The 17,538-nt window shown below is 61.0% G+C and carries 11 protein-coding genes; 3 read left to right on the top strand and 8 right to left on the bottom strand.

Annotation, left to right across the window (positions count from 1 at the left end; all coding sequences use genetic code 11):
• Positions 1 to 81 precede the first annotated feature (81 nt).
• The 3 genes from LC531_RS01460 to LC531_RS01450 form a co-directional block, all read right to left on the bottom strand.
• Positions 82 to 3,198, bottom strand: coding sequence for a TonB-dependent receptor (locus LC531_RS01460; protein ID WP_223648552.1), 3,117 nt, complete (start codon positions 3,196 to 3,198; stop codon positions 82 to 84).
• 364 nt (positions 3,199 to 3,562) lie between these two features.
• A complete protein-coding gene (locus LC531_RS01455; RefSeq protein ID WP_223648551.1) occupies positions 3,563 to 7,042 on the bottom strand; it encodes a carboxypeptidase-like regulatory domain-containing protein in 3,480 nt (1,159 codons plus the stop codon).
• A gap of 148 nt (positions 7,043 to 7,190) precedes the next feature.
• Entirely contained in the window at positions 7,191 to 7,892 is a 702-nt protein-coding gene (locus LC531_RS01450; RefSeq protein ID WP_223648550.1) for a C40 family peptidase, read from the bottom strand.
• Positions 7,893 to 7,938: 46 nt separating this feature from the next.
• On the opposite strand from LC531_RS01450, the gene LC531_RS01445 reads away from it, so the two are divergent.
• Positions 7,939 to 9,348 carry an FAD-binding oxidoreductase gene (locus tag LC531_RS01445; protein WP_223648549.1) on the top strand — a complete coding sequence of 470 codons (1,410 nt, stop codon included), beginning with the start codon at positions 7,939 to 7,941 and terminating at the stop codon, positions 9,346 to 9,348.
• A 111-nt stretch (positions 9,349 to 9,459) separates the two neighbouring features.
• Here the strand turns inward: LC531_RS01445 and LC531_RS01440 are convergent, their stop codons facing one another.
• From LC531_RS01440 to LC531_RS01430, 3 genes are all read right to left on the bottom strand, one after another.
• Complete coding sequence (locus tag LC531_RS01440) at positions 9,460 to 10,212, bottom strand: SDR family oxidoreductase (protein WP_223648548.1); 753 nt, start codon at positions 10,210 to 10,212, stop codon at positions 9,460 to 9,462.
• A gap of 90 nt (positions 10,213 to 10,302) precedes the next feature.
• Positions 10,303 to 11,241 carry a helix-turn-helix domain-containing protein gene (locus tag LC531_RS01435; RefSeq protein WP_223648547.1) on the bottom strand — a complete coding sequence of 313 codons (939 nt, stop codon included), beginning with the start codon at positions 11,239 to 11,241 and terminating at the stop codon, positions 10,303 to 10,305.
• A 158-nt stretch (positions 11,242 to 11,399) separates the two neighbouring features.
• Positions 11,400 to 13,034, bottom strand: coding sequence for an amidase (locus LC531_RS01430; protein WP_223648546.1), 1,635 nt, complete (start codon positions 13,032 to 13,034; stop codon positions 11,400 to 11,402).
• Positions 13,035 to 13,225: 191 nt separating this feature from the next.
• On the opposite strand from LC531_RS01430, the gene LC531_RS01425 reads away from it, so the two are divergent.
• Complete coding sequence (locus tag LC531_RS01425; RefSeq protein WP_223648545.1) at positions 13,226 to 14,521, top strand: hypothetical protein; 1,296 nt, start codon at positions 13,226 to 13,228, stop codon at positions 14,519 to 14,521.
• Positions 14,522 to 14,661: 140 nt separating this feature from the next.
• Here the strand turns inward: LC531_RS01425 and LC531_RS01420 are convergent, their stop codons facing one another.
• Positions 14,662 to 15,660 (bottom strand): hypothetical protein, encoded by a 999-nt coding sequence (locus tag LC531_RS01420; RefSeq protein ID WP_223648544.1) that lies wholly within the window; start codon positions 15,658 to 15,660, stop codon positions 14,662 to 14,664.
• Between the two features lie 101 nt (positions 15,661 to 15,761).
• Between LC531_RS01420 and LC531_RS01415 the strand changes: the two genes are divergently transcribed.
• Positions 15,762 to 16,346: a DinB family protein gene (locus LC531_RS01415; protein WP_223648543.1), complete on the top strand. Its 585-nt coding sequence runs from the start codon at positions 15,762 to 15,764 to the stop codon at positions 16,344 to 16,346.
• Positions 16,347 to 16,498: 152 nt separating this feature from the next.
• Here the strand turns inward: LC531_RS01415 and LC531_RS01410 are convergent, their stop codons facing one another.
• Positions 16,499 to 17,524, bottom strand: coding sequence for a M28 family peptidase (locus tag LC531_RS01410; protein ID WP_223648542.1), 1,026 nt, complete (start codon positions 17,522 to 17,524; stop codon positions 16,499 to 16,501).
• Positions 17,525 to 17,538: the final 14 nt, after the last annotated feature.

Raw genomic sequence — 17,538 nt, 5'->3', positions numbered from 1 at the left:
TCTTCGCAAGTGCCGCAAAATCAAGGCCAAAAAAAGGGCGGGGAAAGCTCCCCGCCCTTTTAGTACCCGGCAGGCCGGGGCTTAGTTGAAGCTGTAGCGCACGCCCAGCTGCCCCTGCCAGCGCGAGCCCAGGTTCGAGAAGTCGTACGAGCGGTTGGTGGTGGCAAACGAAGCCGGAAATGAGAACGTCGGCTGCTGGTTGGGACCGGTACTCTCCGCCTTCAGCAGCTCCACGGCATTATTCAATACTACGTATTGGTTGCCCCAGTTCTTGTTGAGCAGGTTGCCGAGATTGAAGATGTCGAACGTAATCTGGAGGGTATTTTTCTTACCCCCCGCCGTGAAGTTGAAGTCCTGCGCCACGCGGATATCAAGCTCGTGGGTCCAGGGCAGGCGGGCGGCAAAGCGCTCGGCTACCTGGCCGCGGTGCGTGCGCAGGTAGGGGTCGTTGTTGATGTAGGCATCGAGCTGGTTTTGCACCGTGGCCAGGTCCCGGCCCTCGCTCGCTACCAGGCGAATCTGGCTGGGGTCGCGCACATCGGTCGGAATGTAGAGCAGGTCGTTGCTGTTGTTGCCGTCGTTGTTCAGGTCGCGGGTCTGGCCGTAGATGTAAGTGAGGGGCTGGCCCGACAAGCCCTCGTAGAAGGCGGTGAAGGTGGTGGCCATTGCGCCGCCAGCGTAGGTGAAGGTATAGCCCGTGCTGGCGATGACGCGGTGGCGCTGGTCGTTGCGCGAGTAGCCTAGCTCGGGGTTGTTGGGGTCGTAGGCCACCTGGTTGAAGCCGAAGTTCGACGAAGCCGTGCTGCTGCTGCCACTGTTGATTTCCTTGGCCACGCCGTAGGTATAGGCTACGGTCGAGTTCAGGCCGCCCACGAAGCGCTTTTGCAGCTGGAAAGTGGCGTTGTAGCGGTAGCCCTTGCTGGTGTTATCCAGCAGGTACACGTTGGTGTAGTTGTTGTTGACGCGGCGGGCCGACGATGACGACGGGTACACCGGGCGCTGGTCGGGGCCGGCCAGGCGGCCGGTGGGCGCCACCAGGTTTATGTCCTTGTAGTAGATATCGTTGACCGTCTTGGAGTAGATACCCTCCAGGGTGGCCACCACGTCGCCGGGCAGGCGGAAGTCCACGGCCAGATTCGAGCGCCACACCTGCGGCAGCTTGAAATCATTGCGCACCAGGTTAATCTGCGTTTGGGTCGTGTTGCTGTAGGCCCCCGAGATTTTGGTGGGGTCCAGCTCGATGCGCGGCAGGAAGGCCGTGTTCGAGCTTTGGCTTACCCCGCCCTGAATCAGCCCGCTGTTGGTGTAGCTGTTCGACAGCCACACGAAGGGCACGCGGCCGGTGAAGATGCCCGTGCCCCCACGCAGCTGCACTTTCGAATCGTTGTTCACGTCCCAGTTGAAGCCCAGGCGGGGCGAGTACAGCACCTGGCCGTTGGGGGTGTTGCTGGTGCGGTACTGGCTGCCAAACTGAGCGGCTACCCCCTCGTTCGCACCGGGCTTGTCGAAAAATACCGGAATGTCAATGCGCATCCCTAGCGTCAGGCGCAGGTTTTCCACGGGCGTGTATTCATCCTGCACGTAGAAGCCCAGCTGGGCGGCCTTGAAGCGGGCCTCGCCGCCGTTGGCGGTGGGGTAGCTCTGCTGCACGCCCGACGCCCTACCCTGCTCGAAGTTGGCAATGGACGAAAAAGTATAGTAGCCGGCCGCATTGTTCAGAAACAGGTTGCGGAACTTGTAGCCTTCGTTGTGGGTGCCCAGCGTGATAGTGTGCTTGCCGTAGGCTTTGGTCAGGTTATCGGTAACCTCCCCAATGTCCTGGTCGAGCTGGTTGCCCACCGAGCTACGCTCCTGACCTAGGCTGTAGGTAATGCCGTTGTCCTGAATCTGGTAGGCCGGGCCGGCCGCCCCCGCCACGGCACGGGCATCGCGGATGGCGGTATAAGTCAGAATCAGCTTATTAGAGAAGCCACCCGCGAAGCGCGAATTCAACTCAGCTACCGTACTGTTGGTGAGGTTATCGAACTGATAGATATTATTGCCGAAGCGGAAGTTGTTGCTGGTGCGCGTGAGGTTGTCATCAAACGCCTTCACGTAGTTGTGGCGCAGCGACAGGGTATTATTTTCCGAGAGGTTGAAGTCGAGACGGGCAAAAATCTTATTGCTCTGGGTGCGGCGATTGAAGCTGCCGTAGCCGCCCACGTCGTAGTTGCCGTAGGTAGCCGTGTTGGCGGCCGTGGCAATGCGCTGCAAGTCAGCCACGGCAATTTTTGAGTCGGGCGTGCCGGGCTGGAAGCCGAGCGGCGCGCTTACGCGGGCAATCTCCCCGTTGAGGAAGAAGAATACCTTATCCTTCACTAAGGGGCCGCCCACCCGGAAGCCGGTCTGGTAGTTATAGAACTCATCGAGCTTGGTACGGGGCTCGTTCACGCTCTTGCCGGCCGAGTTCTGGTTGCGCCCAAAGCCGTAGATGGAGGCCGAAAAGTCATTGGTGCCCGAGCGGGTTACGGCGTTCACGCCGGCCCCGGTAAAGCTGCCCAGCGTCACGTCGTAGGGCGCGAGCACCACCTGAATCTGGTCGATGGCATCGAGGGCGATAGGGTTGGTATTGGCCTGCCCGCCGGGCGTACCCGAGCCGGCCAGGCCAAACACGTCGTTGTTTACGGCCCCGTCAATGGTGATATTGTTGTAGCGGTTGTTGGCCCCGCCAAACGACGAGCTGCCGCCGCCACCCGCCTGCGGCGTGAGGCGGGTGAAGTCCGTGAGGCTGCGGCTCAGGGTGGGCAGCTCCATAATCTGGTCGCGGCTCACGTTGGTGGCCGCGCCGGTGCGGCCGGCGTTGATGGTGGGGTCGGGGCGGCCGGTTACCACCACGTTGCCGAGCTCGGTGCTGGACGTGCTAAGCGGGAAGTCCAGGCGCAGGTTAGCGTTCAGCGACAGCACAATATTGGCGCGGGTACCATCCTGGTAGCCCACAAAGGATACTTTCACGGTGTAGGGCCCGCCCACGCGCATCCCCTGGATGTTGTAGCGGCCGTCGGCGTTGGTGCCTACCCCATACTGCGTGCCGGTTGGGGTGTGAATGGCCAGCACCGTAGCGCCCGGCAGTGGCTCGCCCTTCTCGTCCGTGACGATGCCGTTAATGGCGGCCGTAGTGGCACCCTGACCCCAACTCAACTGCGCGGTCAGCAGCAGCAAAAGCAGTAGGGAAACGTGTCGTAAACGTAAACTTCTCATAAAATGAAAAAAAGTGAAAAGGCTCATGGACGCCAATACGCCGCAAAGTTACGCGGTACCCGGACGCAAAACTCCACTTTCTCACCAAATCTTCATTTAACTATCGTTGATGTTCATTCATCATACACCAATACATGCTAGGGGTAGCAAGCAGGTATATGGAGAGTTACCCACCATCGAAATGCGTATATCTCCGTTTCCAACTTATTCAGCTAGCAAGTGGATTCATCAAATAATAAAATTCATCCCTTAGCAGCATAAAAAAGCGGGGGTAGGAATTGCTTCCTACCCCCGCTTGTGCTGGGTACCGGGCCGGAGCCGAGGTTTAGTTGAAGAGGTAGCGCAGGCCAATCTGCGCCTGCCAGCGCGAGGTCAGGGTCGTTACATCGGCGCGGAAGGGGGTGGTCAGCAGCTGCGGGCTGGTTACCCCGTTGGCTCCTACCGTGGGGTTGCCTACGTACTGAAACTGGAACGTGGGGGCACCCTGCGCATTGTAGCCCGCGAAGGCCAGCGGCTGGGACGTGTACTGGAACTGCCCCGCACCCCAGTTGCGGTTAATCAGGTTGCCCACGTTGAAGATGTCGATGCTGAACTGCAAGGCGTTGCGATTCTCGCCGATGTTGGTGAAAATGTCTTGCAGCACCCGCACGTCTACCTCATGCTGCCAGGGCAGCTGGGCCCCGTTGCGCTCGGCGTATTGGCCGCGGTGGGCACGCAGGTAGGGGTCGGCCTGGATGTATTTTTCCAGGTCAGCGGCCTGCTGGGCAGCGGTGTAGATAAACTTGTTGGCCGTGTTATTGAAAAACACCCGGTCCACCAGCTGAATCTGGTCAGGGCCGGTCGTTTTAGGGATGTACATCAGGTCGTTGCCGGTTACGCCGTCGCCGTTCATGTCACCGCCGTAGGTATATGAGTAGCGGCCGTTGGGCTGCCCGTTGTAGAACATCGAGAGGGTAGTGCCCAGGTGCCCGATGTAGTTGAAGCGGTACGAGACCGAGCCAATTACGCGGTTCGACACCAGGTAGGAGGAGTAGCTCAGCACGTTGGCGTTAGGGTCACCCGAAACGGGCCGGCCCGACCAGCTCGACTGCGCGATGGTACCGCCGTCGTTTACCGAGCGGGCATCGGAGTAGGTGTAGGCCGCCATCGCGTAGAAGCCGTTATTAAAGGTTTTCTGCAACTGGGCCGTGAAGCTGTACGAGTAGCCCTTATTGGTATTGGTGAGCAGGATGGCATCCGTAATGGCCGGGTTGGTTACCGTGGCGGCCGTGGCCTTGCCGTCGGGCGTTTGCCCGTAGATGCGGTAGTAGGGCGAGGCATTAACGCCACCCGTGCCGTTGGCAGTGTAAAAAATCGGGCGGTTATCCGGGCCGGCCGCGCGCTGCGTGGAGTTCGGCAGGTCTACATTCTGGAAATACACCGCATTCACGTCCTTGCTGTACAAGGCTTCGAGGGTAGCCACGATGCCGCCGGGTAGCTCATGGTCCACGGCCAGGTTCGAGCGCCACACCTGCGGAAATTTGAAGTCGCGGCCCGTGACGGCAATGTTGTACGAGGTGTTAGCCCCGCCCGCTGCCAGCTGGGTGCGGTACTTATTCACATCGCCGCTAAAGGTGTACGGCGCGGCGGCCGTACCCTGCACGTCAATCGAGCCAAACTGCACGCCGTTGTTGCTGGCCTGATTCGAGAGGTACACGTAGGGTACACGGCCGGTGAAGATGCCCGTGCCGCCGCGCAGCTGCGTTTTGCGGTCGTTGTTCACGTCCCAGTTAAAGCCCACGCGGGGCGAAAACAGCACCGTGCGCTTCGGCTCTTGGCTGGTATTAAGTCGAATCCCATCGCGGAAATTGGTGAGGTTAGCTAGCGCGGTGTTCTGCTGAATGGTGGAGTAGATGATGGGCAGGTCGCCGCGGATGCCGTAGGTCAGCTTGAAGTTGCTGGCCGGCGACCACTCATCCTGCACGTACAAACCAATCTGGGCGGCGTTGGTCACGGCGAACGGGAACGAGCCATCGGCCAGAGCCGAGTAGCGCAGCTGGTAGCGCTGGGCCGAGTTCAGGCCCTCAGTCTGGGTGCGGGGGGTAGGCTGGCCACCGCTGGTGTAGTCGTAGCCGTAGGGCGCGGCTGTGGTGGCGGCCGAGGCGTAGAAATCTTGCAGCGAGTTATACACGAACGCGCCGTAGTACTGCGGCGCGAAGCCGTTAGTAAACTTATACAGCTCGTTGTAGGTACCTACCGTCACGTTGTGCTCGCCCAGGAAGGCTGTGAAGTTGTCGCCAAACTGGTACGTATCGGTTTTCAGAATATTAAAGGCCGAGAAGGGCTCGTAGCCAAATGAAGTGAGCGTCTGTGGGGCCGTAACCCGCGTGCCCGGCGCGCTCAGGCCCGAGGCGTTGCCGATGTCCACCAGCGGAAACAGCGGAATAGCGCCGCCGCCGCCGGCCTCGCGGGTGTCGCGGTTGGCCAAGTAGCCCGCGGTCATGTTATTGGAGAATTTCGCCCCAAACGTGCTGTTCAACTCCGCGATAAACGAGTTGAGGTTGTTGTTGATGCGGTAGTATGAGCCGAAGTAGGGTAGGCCGTATATCGTCTGCGAGCGGTTGCTGATGGAGCCCGAGCCGCTGGGTGGCACATCGCGGTACGACTTCAAGTAGTTGTACTTGATGTTGAAACGGTGGTTCGAGCTGATGTTCCAGTCAATCTTGGCCGTAATCTTGTCGCTGTTTGAGGCCAGTGAGTAGCCCTGGTAGGCACCGGGGCTGTAGTTGTAGTTGCTCATCAAAAAGCTGTTGAGCGTAGTCAGGTCCTGCGCCGATGCTTGCGATACCGTTTGGCCATTGGCCGGGTTGCCAGGGCCGGAGGCCGTGTAGTTGCCCGTGGGCGGGTCAGTGCGCAGCTCGCGCTCGGCGTTCAGGAAGAAGAACAGCTTATCCTTGATAATGGGGCCACCCACGCGAAAGCCGAAGTTTTTCAGGTTGAAGGTCGGTACCGGGTTGTTCACGTCGGCAATCTGCTTGCCCACGTACTTCTGGTCGCGGTAAAAGCCATACACCGAAGCCGATACCTTGTTGGTACCCGAGCGGGTTACGGCGTTCACATTCGCGCCCGTAAACGAGCCTTGGCGCACGTCGTAAGGCGCGATGCTCACCTGAATCTGGTCGATGGCGTCGAGCGAAATCGGCTGGGCGTTGGCCTGCCCGCCAATGGTGCCCGCCAGGCCGAAGGCGTTGTTAAACAGTGCCCCGTCGATGGTCACGTTATTGAGGCGGCCATCGCGGCCCCCAAAGCCGCCGCTGCCGCTGGCCTGGGGCGTGAGGCGGGTGTAGTCAGCAAACGAGCGGTTGATGGTCGGCAGCTGCTCAATCACCTGCCGCTGAATGGTGGTGGCGGCTCCGGTGCGGTCGGCGTTGATAACCGGGTTCTGGCGGCCGGTCACGGTCACTTCGCTCAGCTGGGTCGAAGCATCACTCAGCTTCACGTCGAGGCGGAAGTTCTCCGACAACGTTAGGTTGACACCCGTGCGGTTGAAATCCTGAAAGCCCACGAAGGTTACTTTCACGGTGTAGGGCCCGCCTACCCGCATGTTCTGAATGCTGAAGCGGCCGTCGGAGTTGGTCGGGGCCACGTACTGGGTGTTGGTGGGCGTGTGCACGGCAATAACCGTGGCTCCGGGGAGGGCCTGGCCCTTGCTGTCGGTGATGGTGCCGCTCATGGCAGCCGTAGTAGCGCCCTGGCTCCAGCCCAGGTGGGCCATCAGTAGGAGGGTGACCAGCACAAACGCCTGTCGTAAGTACAGTAACTTCATAATGAAGAGAAAAAGTGAGGAAAAAGCACGAGCGGATGGGAGCACAAAGGTACTCAGCACCCACCAAAACCCCGTGTTACGACAGTGTTAACAATCTAAAGATTAGTTATTTGCGCGTCTATTTCCTCATCAAATCCTCATCTTTTCTTCATAATCGGGGTCGTACTGCCCGGATAAACCGGCTCAAATAATAGTCGGCTTCGAAGCTGTTCTCAATGACACCCAGGGAGGTAGAGGCGTGAATAAACTCCACCCCTTCCTCATCTACTACCGTCACCATACCCACGTGGGTGATAGTCGATGAGCCAGGCGAAGCCCCAAAAAAAAGAAAATCACCGGGCCGCAAATTAGTTGGCTTCACTGGGTCGCCCCAGGCGGCCTGCTCGTTGGAGGAGCGCGGGATGCTGACGCCCGCCTCGGCAAACGAGAGCTGAAGCAGCGCCGAGCAGTCGATACCCAGCCGCGTGGTACCGCCGTAGAGGTAGGGCGTGCCTTGGTAGCCGCGGGCGTGCTCAATGGCCTCGGCTACCACGCCGGTAGCGCTACTGGCGCGGGCTGGCCGCTTAATAACAGTTTTGGTAACGGCGCTGCCGCTGGCCGTAGTGGTACGCACTTTGGTTTTACTCACACTGGGGCGGGCTACCCGCTCGCCCCGCTTGAGGCGAACCATATCGCGGGCCGAGTAGTAGCGGCCGTTGTGCTGGTTGAGTTTGCGCTGGCAGCTGCTGCCGAGTAGTAACAATACGATTACCAGGCTGTAATATCCTCGCCGGCCGGCCCGCGCCGCGAACCAGCGCCCTGTAGTCAGCACTTTGGCCAGCGGCCTTACCTTCGTTTTTTCACACTGCATTACTGGCAAATATAGCCCGGCGGCCCTTGGCCGCGTTTTTTCACTCATGCCTTTCAACGCCCTTACCCCCGCGCTGGTATCTGCTTTCGAGCAAATTGTGAGTCCGGCGCACGTGCTCACGGCTGCCACCGCCGAAGCCCAGCAGTACGAAGCCTACGGCCGCGACCACACCGAGGACTTCCACTTCGTGCCCGACGTGGTGTTGCGGCCTGGCACCCCGGAGGAAATCAGCGCCATCCTGAAGCTCTGCCACGCGCACCGGGTGCCCGTCACGGCCCGCGGGGCGGGTACCGGCCTCAGCGGCGGGGCCCTACCCATCCATAAGGGCGTGGTGCTCAGCATGGAGCGATTCAATAAGATTCTGAAAATTGACGAGCGCAACCTGCAAGCTACCGTGGAGCCGGGCGTGGTAACGGAGGCTTTCCAGAACGCGGTGAAGGAAGTGGGCCTCTTCTACCCCCCCGACCCGGCCAGCAAGGGCTCGTGCTTTTTGGGCGGCAACCTGAGCCAAAGCAGCGGCGGCCCCAAGGCCGTGAAATACGGCACCACCCGCGACTACGTGCTTAATTTACAGGTAGTACTGCCCACTGGCGACATTATCTGGACCGGGGCCAATACCCTCAAAAATGCCACCGGCTACAACCTCACCCAGCTCATGGTGGGTTCGGAGGGCACGCTGGGCATCATCACCAAAGCCGTGTTCCGGCTCCTACCCTACCCCCCCCACAACATCCTGATGCTGGTGCCCTTCCGCCAGGAGGCGCAGGCGGCCGAGGCCGTATCGGCGGTATTTCGGGCGGGCATCATCCCGTCGGGCATGGAGTTTATGGAGCGCGAGGCCATCGCCTGGTCCTCCGATTATCTGAAAATTCCGCTCACCCTACCCGAAGACATCACTGCCCACCTGCTCATCGAGCTCGATGGCCAGGATTTGGACGAGCTATATAAGGAAGCCGAGCAGGTCTACGGTGTACTGGAAAAGTATGACGTGGGCGAAATCCTGCTCGCCGACACCGCCGGGCAAAAGGACGACCTGTGGAAGATTCGGCGCAACATTGGCAATTCGGTGCGCTACAACTCCGTCTATAAAGAGGAGGACACGGTGGTGCCCCGCGCCGAGCTGCCTACCCTGCTCAAAGGCGTGAAGGAAATAGGGGCCCGCCACGGCTTCAAGAGTGTATGCTACGGCCACGCCGGCGATGGCAACCTGCACGTCAACATCATCCGCGGCGACCTCACCGACGAGCAGTGGAACGTGGGCCTGCGCCAGCCCATCTCGGAGATTTTCCAGCTCTGCGTAAAGCTCGGCGGCACCATCTCGGGCGAGCACGGTATCGGGCTGGTGCAAAAGCAGTTCCTACCCATCGCCCTGGCCGAAGCCAACTTGAACCTCATGCGCGGCATCAAGCAGGTCTTTGACCCACACGGGATTCTGAATCCGGGGAAGATATTTTAGCACGAAGTAGGGTGCGGGGCTTGCCCCCGCCCGTTGGTGAACGTCTCGCATGGGAATCGTTCACCGACGGGCGGGGACGAGCCCCGCACCCTACTTCGTGCTGAGAGCCAGTTACAGGCCAACGCCACCCGTCAACTCAATGCGCTGGCCGTTCAGCCAGCCGGCTTCCTGGGTGCAGAGGAAAGCCACCACGCCGCCCACATCGTCGGGCAAGCCCACCCGGCCTAGCGCGGTCATTTGGGTCACGTAGGCCCGCGCTTCGGGCGTGTCAGTCATGGCTCCGCCGCCAAAAATGGCACCGGGGGCCACTACGTTGGCCGCAATGTTGCGCGCGCCCAGCTCCACCGCCAGCGCCCGCGTAAATACCTCAACCGCCCCTTTCATAGAGGCGTAGGCCGAAACGCCGGGGTAGGAAATCCGCGCGGTAGCCGACGAGATGTTGATGATGCGGCCACCGTCGTTGAGTAGCGGCAGGGCTTTCTGGGTCAAGAAGTAAACGCCCTTGAAGTGGATATTGAGCATATCGTCAAACTGCGCTTCCGTGGTATCCGCGATGGGGGCCATTACGACGGTACCCGCATTGTTGATAAGGAAGTCGAAGCGGCTGGTACCAAACGTGCCTTGCAGCGCCGCGGTCACCTGGGCGTAGAACGCATCGAAGCCGCTGAGGTCGGCGGCGTTCAGCTGCAAGGCCACGGCTTTGCGCCCCAGGGCTGCTATTTCGGCTACCGTGGCCTGGGCGTCGGCCTGCTGGCTGTGGTAGGTTAGGATAACATCAATGCCTTTTTTGGCGAGGCTCAGGGCCATGTTTTTGCCCAGGCCGCGGCTGCCGCCGGTCACGAGCGCGATTTTGGAAGTTGTCATGTGGTGAAACTAGGGGGTTTGAGAACCCGACAAAGGTCCCCCGGCCCACGAGCGCGCCACTTGCGCCCACCAATCCATTTTATGTAGAATTCAAACCAACACCTGATTGCGAAAAGCGCCGGGCGCTACCGCCGCGTGGCGCTTGAAAAAGTGCGAGAAGTGCGCCACGTCGGTAAAGCCCAGGCTATCGGCAATCTCTGCCATCGTCCAGTGCGTCTGGCGTAGCAGGGCCTGCGCCTCTTGCCCGATGCGGCCCATGATGAGGTCGGTAGTCGTGCGGCCGGTCGTTTCCCTGAGCACCTTATTGAGGTGGTTGACGTGCACCGCCAGCCGGTCGGCGTAGTCCGTGGCCGTGCGCAGCCGCAGCAGTTGCTGCGGACTTTCCAGCGGAAACTGCTGCTCCAGCAGCTCAATAAAGCGCGACGTGAGCCGCGCAGGGGCACTGTGCGCCGGGTGCAAGGCCGTGGCCGGCTGCCGCTTCTGGCCCAGGTGAATCAGCTCCAGCACGTAGGTGCGCAGTAGGTCATATTTATAAGCGTAATCGGAAGCAATTTCCTCCTGCATCCGCTCAAAAATGACCGCGGCGCGGGCGGCCTCGACTGCCGACAAGTGAAAAACCGGGTAGCCAGTGGCTTTGAAAATCGGCAGCTCGTCGAGCACTACCCCGCTGCTGGTGGGGCGCAGAAAGTCGGCCGTGAAGACGCAGAACTGACCGGTTTGCCGTTCCCGTGGCAGCCAGTAGTGCAACACTTTGGGGGTAGAAAACACCAGCGCCGGCCCGATTACCTCCACCGCTCCCTCGGGATACTCTAACCGGCTGTGGCTATTCAGCAGGCTGATTTTATAGAACGCCCGGCAGGGGTAGGGCGCAGTTGGCTTCCCGCCAATGGGCAGCCCCAGGTCGGCCAGGTTGAAAACATTGAAATGCCCTACTTCCTGCTGAATGCCGCTCGGCAAGAGCCCGCTCAACCCGGTACCCGTGCAGGTAGTCAGCTCCTGGTATAATTCGGCGAGGGGGACGGCGGGCATGGCAGCTGGGCTTTGTGAAATTCAAAGGTATGGCCCCCGTAGCGCTCCCGACCGGGACATGAGAAATAAGTAATCAAAGCGAACGTCATGCTTCCCTTCGGTCTGCATGACGTTCGCTTTGATTATAAATGACAGCTCCGACTAATTACGCTTGCTCTTCAGCCTATCACCGCCTTAAAATCCGGTGCCTTCCGGTGCTTAGTCGCCTGCTCGTAGGCGTAGCCGAGGGCCAGCAACTCCGCTTCTCTATAAGGAGCGCCGACGAAGGACAGGCCAACGGGTAGGCCATGAATATAGCCCATCGGCAGGGTAAGGTGGGGGTAGCCGGCCATTGCGGCCGCGCCCGAATAGCCGGGACCGGTGTCATACTCGCCATTCACGAGGTCGATGCAAGCGGCCGGGCCGGTCGTGATGCCCAGGATGGCGGCCAGGCCACCGTCGGTTTTCAGGGCCGCGTCGAGGGCGGCGCGGGACGTATCCACCACTTTGCGCAGCGCGGCTTTATACTTCTCGCTGCCCAGGCCATCGGTTTTTTCGGCCATTTCCAGGATTTCCTGCTGGAAGTAAGGCATAGCCTGGGCGGCGTGAGCTTTGTTGAAGGCAATAACCTCAGCCAGGGTTTTGACCGGGGCTTTGGTACCGGCCAGGTATTTGTTCAGGCCATCCTTGAACTCATAAAGTAGCACGTCAAACTCGGCTTCGCCGATGGGCTGGGTAGCGGCGTGCACGTCTACTTCGGTCACCGTGGCACCCTGGGCCTTGAGGTCGGCCACGGCTTTGCGCAGCAGCTCGCCGCCGATGGTTTGGCTGGCGAGGTGGCCTTTCTCTACCCCTAGCTTCTGGCCTTTCAGCGCGTCAGGACGGAGTAGACGGGTGTAGTCGGCGGCCTTGGCGGGATTTTTGGCCGAAACGGTGATGGTATCGGCGGGGTCGGGGCCAGCCATCGCGCCGAGCATCAGGGCCGCGTCGCGCACGCAGCGGGCCATTGGGCCGGCCGTATCCTGAGTGGCTGAAATGGGGATGATGCCGGTGCGGCTCACCAGCCCCACAGTGGGCTTGAGGCCCACCAGGCCGTTGCACGAGCTGGGCGATACAATGGAGCCGTTGGTTTCGGTGCCGACGGCCGCCGCGCACAGGCTGGCCGCCGCCGCTGCGCCCGAGCCGGCGCTGCTGCCGCTGGGCGTGCGGTCGATGACGTGCGGATTGTGCGTCTGGCCGCCGCGGCTGCTCCAGCCACTCACCGAGTGCGTGGAGCGGAAGTTGGCCCACTCGCTCAGATTCGTTTTACCCAGAATAATGGCCCCGGCCTGGCGCAGCTGCTTGGCCACGAAGGCATCCTGAGCGGCGTGATGGCCAGCCATCGCCAGCGCGCCAGCGGTGGTCTGCATCTTATCGCCGGTATCAATATTATCCTTAATTAAGACCGGAATGCCGTGCAGCGGACCGCGCAGCTTGCCGGCCTTGCGCTCCTTGTCCAGGCCGTCGGCGATAGTGAGCGCGTCGGGGTTCAGCTCGATGATGGCATTCAGACCGGGGCCACCTTTGTCAATGGCCGCGATGCGGGCCAGGTACTGCTGGCACAGGCTGCGGCTGGTGGCCTTGCCGCTGGCTAGCTGCGCTTGCAAGTCGCTGATGGTCAGTTCGCTCAGCGCGAAAGGACTAGGCGCGGGCGTGGCATCGGGCGTGGCGGGGGGGGTAGGGCTGGCCGGGGCGGCGGCAGAAGCAGCAAGCGGCAGCAGGGCCGAGGCCAAAGCAGCCTGCGTGCCATGCTGAAGGAATTGGCGGCGTTGCATCAAAGAAAGGTAAAGTTGACCGATAGGCAGAACGTGAACTGCGCCAAATGTAAGCCCGGCCCCGGCTCAGCCAAGGGGGGTAGGCCGCATTTTTTATCAGAAGCTGGGCCAGCCGAACACCAGCCGCGCCGGGGCGTATACTTAAGTCCTGCGCTTCTTTTCCCACCCTCCACCCTTTTAGCCCCCGCTCCATGCCTACCCTCAACGACCAGCCCAACGACATCGCCGGCAACCAGCCCAACCTGCCCGCCGACGAAACGACCAAGATGGGGGCCGACGCCCGCAATACCAACGCCAACAGCTCGTTGCAGCCCGCCACCCCGGCCATGCAGTCGGGCGAGTCGGTGCCTACCCCCCCGCCCGCCGCCGAAACCCTGGCCGCCAGCGCTGCCAAAGGCCCCGCCCTGCGCCCCGCCGACCCCAGCGTGGGCCCCGCCCCCACTGACCCTAAACAGCCCGACGCCTACGGCGGCAACTTCGGCAACGACGTGCAGAATGTGCTCAACGACCCGGCGCGGGCCAGCAACCAGCGCGCCGATGCTAACCGGGGCGAGCTGGGCGCGCAGGGCACGCTAGGTGGCACCCACGGCGGTTTTGGCAATCAGTACCGGGAGTTTGACACGGCCGCCGAGCGTCCCGCCGCCGAGGCCACTGAGGAAAAATACTACGGCCAGGGCGCGTCGGAACCCGGCTTGCAGCACAACGCCTACCGCGACTATGATGGCCGCGACGAGCGCTCCAGTCAGCAGGGCCACGCCGTGCGCGACACGCCCAAGCCGCCCACCATGGATTTTGGCGATAACATCACTGACCGCCTACCCCTCACCGATGGGCGCGGCAACACCCAGGATAACCGCAACCTGCCCGGCAAGTCGGGCGAAGTAGCAGCGTTCCAGAACGATAACGGCGCCCCCACCGTGGGCACGGCCTATGCCCCCGACTACGGCCACACCTCGGGGGTAGGGCTGCCTGCCGGCACGCCCGATAACCACGTGCCGGGCGGCCCCGGCGGCCGCAACCAGCAGGAAGACCAGCACTCCTCGCGTGGGGGCTACGACAACCAGGGTAGCCAGGGCGGCCGCAGCCACGACCAGCAGCCGGGTGGCCCCGCCCCCGCCGGCCAGGGTGCGCCCGCGCCCGTCAACGCCCCCGATGCGCCCCAAAACCCTGGCTATGGCTACGGCTACGCCCGCAGTGAGGAAGCCAAGCCCGGCAATCCTGCTACTGGCGACGCGCGCAATGGCTTCGGCCCCGGCGGCTCTAAAGAAGGTAATACCAGCCAGGGCTACGGCTCGAAGGGCGGCTCTTACGACGACCAGAACCCCGGCGCACGCGACCCCGAGTTTGACGAATATACCAAACAAGATAACGCCAAAAACTACGGCGACGAAGCCCAGGACAACTATCGCCCCACCGACGGCGACCAGCCCAAAGACGGTGACTACGGCCCCGCCCCCCGCCGCAACGAGGGTAGGGACAAAGAGTAATAACCAAGGAGTGAAAGAACGTCAGGCTGACGAAAGAAGCATCCCCACCGCGTTGCTAACCTCAAACGTTGGGAGTACTTGCGCGAGCAAGATGCTTCCTCCGTCAGCCTGACGTTCTTTCACTCCTTTTTTACTATTAATTACTTATGTATTTTCATATCAATGTCATACTGATAGCGGGGCGGACCACCGAGGGGCACGGCGAAGAAGGGTAGGGCCGTGTCGTACTGGTCCGTGACGTAAAACACCACGTCGTTGAAAGTCGTAGCCTTGCTCACTAGCCGAAAGTCTAACGACAAGCCGTATTCCCTGGTATCGATGGGCAGCACGCTGCTTACCCACTGGCCATCGCCGCTCACTGGGGCCTCGTGGCCATTTTTAGCAATGCTGAAAACCGTTAGCTTGGCCAGGTTATCGAGGTCGAAGTTACTCTGCTTAATACTTACAACATGCTCATTGGCAAAGGGATAGAGATGCACTGTGACGGGCCGCCCCGAGGGCGGCGCGGCCGGAATGCGGAAGCAGTACTCATAGGTAAATGCGTTACCGCCGGGGATTGGTACGTTCAGGTTGGGGCTACTGCTGAGGAAGAAGCGGTAGAGGTTACCATCGTTGCCGCTGAGCCCGCGCACCACTACTTTATAGACGTAGCCCTGGAACTGCGGCACCATTTCGCCTTCGAGCGGATTAAGTGGCCCAAAATTGAAATATTTCCCGTCATAGGTCGGCTCATCAGCAAAAATCTGTTGCTTGAGCAGGCGGCCGCTGGGCGGCACGGCCGGGTTGGCCGGGCGCGGGTCGGTAGCTCCTTTGCCCGAGTGGGTCCCTACCCCCCCGTAGAGGCTGAATTCGGTTCGGGTGTTGAACTGCCCCACTTTCGCATCGAGCTGGCCGCCACAATCGGGGTCAAATACCCTGATATAGAGGGGCCTACGCTCCTCAGCAGGTACCAGAAAGAAAAAAGTCTGCGTAAAGTCGTCGTCGCCGTTGCTGGTCGGGGCCTGCGCCCCGAACGTAACCAGGCTCTCGATTTTCTCGCCGGGGTTGGGCACGGCCTGCGCGGCCCCGCGCGAGGCGGCGCTCAACAGCAGCAAGAGCAGGCTCAGCAAACGAGTTTGGGCGTAAGCATGATTTTGCATAAATACAAGAAGAAAGTCGGCCCGACGTTTGGAATGTATGGTAGCCTGCGCCGTAATATTACAACCCAAACCTCCCGTGCTGTTTGCTGTTTTTTTCTTTTATGAGCACTTCTGCCCGCGACACCGACGAGTTTTTCGACCAGCTCACCAACGAGGTGTTGGCCTTGCGCGTGCTGTCGCACCGGCACCTGCGGCCCCTCTCCTCCGAGCAGCTCAACCGCCGCCCGGCCTACGATAAGTGGAGCGCGGCCCAGTGCCTGGAACACCTCAACATCGTGGGCGGCTACTATTTACCCAACCTTAAAACCACCCTGCGCCTGGCCCAGGCCAAAGGCTCGGCAGCCGGCAAGCAGGTACGCAGCGGCTGGTTGGGCCGCTATTTTACGAAAACCACCCGGCGCAAAAATGGCTTGGGCGAAGAGCTGCTGCGCCGCCCCAAAGAATTTGCCCCCACCGGCGTGCGCCTCACCGGCACGGTAGTCGAAGCCTTCAACCGTCAGCTCGATGAGCTACTACGCCTGCTGCTGCTGGCCCGCCAGGTCGATGCCGGCGAGGTGCGCATCCCCAATCCTCTTCACCCCTGGCTCCGCCTGCGCCTCACCGATGTGCTCGAAGCCCTCGTCACCCATATCCAGCGCTACGTGAAGCAGGCCGAGCAAGTGGCCGTAGCTACGGCCGGTAAATGAGTACTGGGTAATGGGGCAATAAGCAATAGCAGAACGTCAGCATGACGAAGGAAGCATTTCTACCGCGTAAGTAATTCCAACGTCAGGAGTTACTTACGCAGTAAAGATGCTTCTCTCGTCATGCTGACGTTCTGCTATTGCCCCATTACTTACTACTCCTCATACAACACCTGCAACACGGTCTGGCCCACGGCTTTGAGCGTTTTACGGTCGATGATACTCATGTTATCGGCAGTAGTATGGTGGTAGGGCGGAAAGAACTGGTCGCCGAAGGGCGGGTGGTCGTAGATGTCTACGGTGGGCACGCCTGCCTGGGTCGTGTACACGTGGTCGTCCAGAATAGCGCTGGTATCCTTGAACAGGAAGTAGTCGGAATAGCCCAGCTTAGCAGCCGTATTCCAGATTTTATCTACCACTGAGCGGGCGTTGTTCAGCGAGGTACCCTCGCGGGTGAAACGGCCATCTTTGGCCCCTACCATGTCGAAAAGGATACCGTACTCGGCCTTGTAGCCGGCGGGTACGAGGTGCTTGGCCCAATACTGCGAGCCCAGGCACCAAGAAGAATTTCCATCGGCCTCGCTGAGCTGGTCTTTTTTTTCAGTTTGGGTATCAGCCTCATAGCCCCAGTCCTCGGCATCCATCAGCATAATGTCTACCCCCACGTTGGGGGCCAGGCTGTCGGGTTGCAGGCTGAGGACGCGGGCGATTTCGAGGGCCGTAGCTACGGCACTGGCCCCGTCGCTGGCCCCGTCCATCGGCTTGTTTTTCTTGGCTCCCTTGTCGGCATCGGCGAAGGGCCGGGTGTCCCAGTGCGCAAACAGCGCCACGCGCCGCGCCGCCGTGGGCTGGTACTGCGCAATGATGTTGCGGCCCGAAATCTGGGTGCCGTCAAAGGTCATGGCTTGAAATGGCTGCTCGCGCACCGTCAGTCCGAAGCGCTTGAGGGTAGCCACCAGGTAATTGCCGCAGGCCACGTGCGCCTTTGAGTTAGGCACCCGCGGGCCGAACGCCACTTGCCGGGCCGTGTAGGCGTAGGCCGAGTCGGCATTGAAACTCGGCACTTTGAGCGCGTGGGCTGCGGGGATGCTGGTGGTTTCGGCGGGCTTTTCGGAGGGGCAGGCCGTGAGCAAGGTGAGCGCGGCGGCCAAGAGGCTCAGGCGGGGAAAGAGGTTTTTCACGCGGTAGCTGACAA

The organism is Hymenobacter psoromatis (genome assembly GCF_020012125.1).
Taxonomy (GTDB): Bacteria; Bacteroidota; Bacteroidia; order Cytophagales; family Hymenobacteraceae; genus Hymenobacter; species Hymenobacter psoromatis.
This window is presented reverse-complemented; position numbering and strand designations above follow the sequence as displayed.